Below are 5,457 nucleotides of genomic sequence, written 5' to 3' on the forward strand. Positions count from 1 at the left end.
CCACTGCAAAAGTTTATCCAGCAAGTGCAAGATGGAACTATGACACTACGCCAGTTTGCCGCAATAGTCGCGCAAGATAAGGCAGCCGCTAAAATGCTGTCCGGTGTAGCTCAAAAACGTTTCGACCGCGCTATTAACTCTGACCGCCAAATGTCGAGTTTCATTCAATCCGTAATCAACAACGGCGGGCGGTTCTCTCTGCGAGGCCGCAAAGGTGGGGCGCGTACAAATGAACTGGTTCGCATGTTGAACTTTGTCAACGCTGAACAATCCACGGCAAAAGGGGCGCTCGCTGTATTACGCCGCGCAACTGACCGCCTCGGAATCAAGGCCAACACGACGAAGGAACTACGCAAGGCGGCGAACATCACTTACCGCATGGTTAACAAAATGGAGGAATACTTACGCTCGGTTTACGATGCTGCGAGTTCTTTCACCTCCGGGCAACTGCAAGAAGTAGTAGCAAACTATGTTAACGCTGAAATGGCTGATTTACAGGCTATTGAAGATAACATGGAACAAATCATCGAAATGTTGACCGACGCTATGAACCTTGAGAAAAAGCCGGTAAACTTTCCCGGTGGACAACGCATTAAACTTGAGGACATCGAATAAATGTTACCCTGCGCTGACCTACAGCAAAGTTTAGACAAACTGGTATTCACTACCTCGAAGCGTAAGGGGGTTGAGTATCTTAACATCCCTTGCGGATTCGACATTGAAACCACGTCATTAACTGTTGGAGGGCAAAAAGTAGCGCACATGTACATTTGGATGATTGGTATCGGTCACAATAACGGGGTTTATTATGGTAGAACGTGGGAAGAACTGAAAGACGTATGCGACAGACTGATTACACATTTTGACTTACACGACGGGCGGCGTTTAGTTATCTACGTTCACAACCTCGCGTATGAGTTCCAGTTTATGCGCAAACATTTTGATTGGTCTGAAAGCCCGTTCTCTATTGACGAGCGTAAACCTATCAAAGCTGTTACGGCTGACGGAATCGAGTTCCGCGATAGTTACATGCTTTCCGGTATGTCTCTAAACATGCTGGCAAAGAACCTTGTAAAACATACCGTCAAAAAGATGGTAGGCGATTTGGACTATACCAAACCACGCCACCACAAAACCCCGCTTACGGCGGCTGAAATGGGTTACTGCAATAACGACATTGAAGTGTTGACGGCCTACATTGACGAACAGTTGACGCAGTACGGCGGGAACATCGCAGCAATCCCCGCAACTAATACCGGGCGTGTGCGCGAACGTATGCAACAACGTTGTTTATACGGTCAAGGCAAGAAGCAAGACCGTAGCAAATACAATAAATACCGTAAGATTATGGACGACCTTACAATGACGCCGGAAGTTTACGAACAGGCGAAGCGTACTTTTATGGGCGGCTTTACACACGCTAACGCGCGGCATGTTGGGAAAGTCCTCAACAATGTTAGCTCGGTGGATTTCACATCCTCTTACCCGTCTGTAATGCTGTCGGAAAAGTTTCCGATGTCGCGTTTCAAACCGGTAGTAATAAACACGCTGGATGAACTACACCATTACTGTAATAACTTTGCGGTCATGATGGACATTAAACTATTCAACGTGGAACCGCGCATCGAACAGGAAAACTATTTGAGCGCGTCAAAATGTCGTGACCATAAAGGAATGGTAGAAAATAACGGGCGCGTCGAAGCGGCTGACGAACTAACTATTTCCATCACTGAAATAGATTACTGGATTATTTCTAAGTGCTACAAGTGGGAAGAAATGGAAGTGGCAAACGCGAAGATTGCACACAAGAACTATCTTCCAAAGCCCATTATTGAAACCGTTCTGGAAATGTACCAGAAAAAGACGGAACTAAAAGATGTCGCGGGAATGGAGGCAGAGTATCTACTTGAAAAAGGGATGCTCAACAGCACATACGGAATGTGTGTTACTGACCCGGTGAAAGATGATTCACTCTATGAGGACGGGGAATGGTTTAAAGAACCTGCCGACCTGCAAGAATCAATCGACCGCTACAACGGGGATAAAAAGCGCGTCCTCTATTATCCGTGGGGCGTGTGGATTACCGCTTACGCTCGCCGGAACTTATGGACAGGTATTTTAGAAATGGGTAACGACTATGTTTATTCAGACACGGATAGTCTGAAAATACTGAACTACGAAAACCACAAAGCCTATTTCAAAAAGTTTGACGATGGAATAGTTAAGAAGATGGAAGCAATGTGTGATTTCTACAAGCTGGATAAGGCGTTACTATCCCCGAAAACTATTAAGGGCGTGACAAAACTTATCGGCGTGTGGGATTACGAGGGAACGTATGAGAAGTTTAAAACGCTCGGTGCTAAAAGATACCTGCAATGTGAGAAGGGGAAACTTAAACTCACTGTCGCCGGACTCTCTAAGCAGAACGGTTTAAACTACATGATGCAACAGGCAAATAATGACGTTGATAAAGTCTTTACTTTATTCGACGATGAACTATACATCCCGGCTGAATGTACGGGTAAAATGACACACACTTATCAGGACGACGATTATAAATACCAGTGTACGGATTATTTAGGCGTGACCGAAACAGAGGAACCATTATCAGGGGTTCATCTGGAGCCATGCGAGTTTACGCTTTCTCTGTCGCAACAGTTTATGACGTTCTTGGATAACCTGAAAAGTGGGCGACTCTATAAAGGCACTGCGAGGGCATAAGATGAAATACTACAGTACGACAAAAATCGACAAGAAAGACGCAACCTATAACGTTATTTTCGGGGAGCGTTCAAACGGTAAAACCTACGCGCTACTTGAAAAGGGCGTGAAAGATTACGTTAAAACGGGGCGGCAAATGGCATACGTTCGCCGCTGGAAAGAGGACATTACCGGGCGACGGGCGGCGCGTTTATTTGCGGGGCTGAACGAAAACGGGGCGATTGAGAAAATCACAAAAGGGGCGTTTAAGGGCGTTCATTATTGGGCGGGTAAGTTTTACCTGTGCAACTATGACGAGGCCGGAAAAGTCATTTATGCGGATACTGACATTGTGGCGTTCGCGTTCGCACTGTCTGACGGGGAACACGATAAATCAACGTCATTCCCAAATGTCGGAACTATTATCTTTGACGAGTTCCTGACAAATAGACTGTATCTAAACGACGAGTTCGTTTTATTCATGAACTGTATTTCTACTATTGTTCGTAAGCGTGAGGATGTAAAAATCTACATGCTCGGAAACACGGTAAATAAATACTGTCCGTACTTTGCTGAAATGGGTTTAGAACACATCCTCAAAATGAAGCAAGGCACAATCGACGTTTACACCTACGGGGATTCACCTCTAACTGTTGCGGTTGAATACTGCAACTCGCCGGATAACCCCAATAAAGAGCAGTCGCATAAATACTTTGCTTTTAATAACCCGAAACTTTCTATGATTACTGGCGGCGCGTGGGAGTTAAACATCTATCCCCACCTGCCGTATAAGTATAAACCGAAAGACATTCTGTTGACGTTCTTTATTGACTTCAACGACACGGTTTATCAATGTGAGGTAATCCAGATTGGTGACAATACCTTTATTTATGTTCACAACAAGTCAACGCCAATAAAAGACCTTGACAACGACTTGATTTATTCTCTGGACTATTCAGCGAAACCGAACTATAATAGAAGTGTATTTAAGCCCATGAGTAAAGTTCAACAGCGTATTGCGTGGTTCTTTACACATGACCGCGTTTTCTATCAGGATAATAACGTTGGCGATGCCATCGCAAACTATCTTAAAATCTGTAAGAGGTAATAATGCCGGACGTAATAAATCCAGCATTGATTGAGGCAGTCGGATTTCCTGGGTTCGTCTGCCTTATTCTATTCTGGTTCATCAAAGTATTACTCACCAATCAACAAAACATGTTGAATGACCTAAAAACAACTCTCGCGCAGAATACCGAAACTCTCCGTATTATTGCCGCGAAACTTGATAAGGAATAAAATAATGGCCTACGATTACAAAGCCAAAAAAGCCAACGTCAAGAACATGAATAAATACATGCTCGCTAAAACGTTGGGAATGTTTGAATGGTCTGGACTGCCTGACACTATCCCACGCCGGGAGCTGGAGCGACTATTACAGACCCACGGACACGCATTTATTACAGAGGTTGACGGCAAGCTATACGCTTTCGCTGGCGGCTTGGGTGGTGAATCTGACGTGTACGGAAACCCGACCCAAATCACAATCGCAAATACCGCGCTCAAGTTTAATAAAACTCTGTCGCTTGCTGCTGACGGGGTGTTTATTCGTAATGATGATTGTGAAATCGGTTTATTGCCACTGCTGGAAAAGCAAAACACACTCATTGCAGAAAATGAAATCAACATGGTTGTGTGGGGTTATAACAGCCGCGCAATGAAAGTTATTTCAGCGCCTGACGATAAGACACAAACCAGCGCGGAACTCTATTTGAAAAAACTGGTTGACGGTGATTTATCCGTTATCGGGGAAAACGCATTATTTGAAGGTATTCGCGTTCAAACCGGACAGGGCGCAAATAGTATCGGCATTCAGCCAATGATTGAAAATCAACAATACCTGAAAGCGTCATTAAATAATGAACTCGGTATTTCTTCAAACTTCAATCTCAAGCGTGAGCGCCTTGTAACTGCGGAAGTCGAGCAGGGCGACGAAGGTTTATTCCCGTTCGTTTATAACATGCTGGAAAATCGCCTTAACGCTGTTGCTCTCCTGAACGAAAAATACGAACTTGAAATCGACGTTGATTTCGGCTCTGTATGGGCAGACAAACAAAAAGAACTCGTTGACAATAACCCGGAAAATAACGATGAAACTCTCGCCACTGCTACAACTCCTGAACCAGACAACAACCCGGAATCTGATTCCGGCGAAGAAGCAAATCAGGAGCAGGAACAAACAGGGGCAGATAACGCCGAACAAACCAGCGATGAAACCTTAGACGTAGACGGCGACGGCGACGGGGAGCGTGGCCTTAGCCCCGATTCCGAAACCGACCCCGAAACAGAGGTTGAACCGGAACCGCTTATTGTTGACCCGGAAAATCCAACTCAGGAGGATGAATAATGTGTGGGATTAAGTTAAAAGACTATGCCCCGGTTGCTAACATTATTGCGCGTCTGCAAGTGTTAGCGCCTGACCTGTTTATTTTTAAAGGTGTCACGCCGGAACAGTTAAACGACATGCTTATTTATAATCATGGCAATCGTACTGTTTATGAGGGTGTATTGGGAGCGGATTTAGATTCGCTCTCTATTCTCCTGTTGGGCGCGTATCTGGAAAAATGGTTATTATTGCCGGGGTATTATAAGCAGGTTCAAATCGGCGCTAATAGTTACAAGACCAAAAAAGAAGTTATTGAGACACTCGGAAATAAAGACGTTGCAAATAAAGTCGCGGCCTTTAACTCTGACGTT

Annotated in this window: 5 protein-coding genes; all 5 read left to right on the forward strand. The window is 44.8% G+C overall.

Annotated features, from left to right (window positions below):
- Nucleotides 1-615, forward strand: a 615-nt coding sequence (locus N1032_RS21975; RefSeq protein WP_259542329.1) for a hypothetical protein, incomplete at its 5' end; no start/stop codon positions are given.
- A 147-nt stretch (nt 616-762) separates the two neighbouring features.
- Nucleotides 763-2,721: a DNA polymerase gene (locus tag N1032_RS21980; RefSeq protein ID WP_259542331.1), complete on the forward strand. Its 1,959-nt coding sequence runs from the start codon at nt 763-765 to the stop codon at nt 2,719-2,721.
- 1 nt (nt 2,722) lies between these two features.
- Nucleotides 2,723-3,808: a phage DNA encapsidation protein gene (locus N1032_RS21985; RefSeq protein WP_259542332.1), complete on the forward strand. Its 1,086-nt coding sequence runs from the start codon at nt 2,723-2,725 to the stop codon at nt 3,806-3,808.
- A 195-nt stretch (nt 3,809-4,003) separates the two neighbouring features.
- Entirely contained in the window at nt 4,004-5,107 is a 1,104-nt protein-coding gene (locus N1032_RS21990) for a hypothetical protein (RefSeq protein WP_259542333.1), read from the forward strand.
- The coding region (locus tag N1032_RS21995; protein WP_259542334.1) for a hypothetical protein at nt 5,107-5,457 on the forward strand (351 nt) is incomplete at its 3' end. The genes N1032_RS21990 and N1032_RS21995, both read left to right, overlap by 1 nt.

Source organism: Herbiconiux daphne, assembly GCF_024979295.1.
GTDB lineage: Bacteria > Actinomycetota > Actinomycetes > Actinomycetales > Microbacteriaceae > Herbiconiux > Herbiconiux daphnes.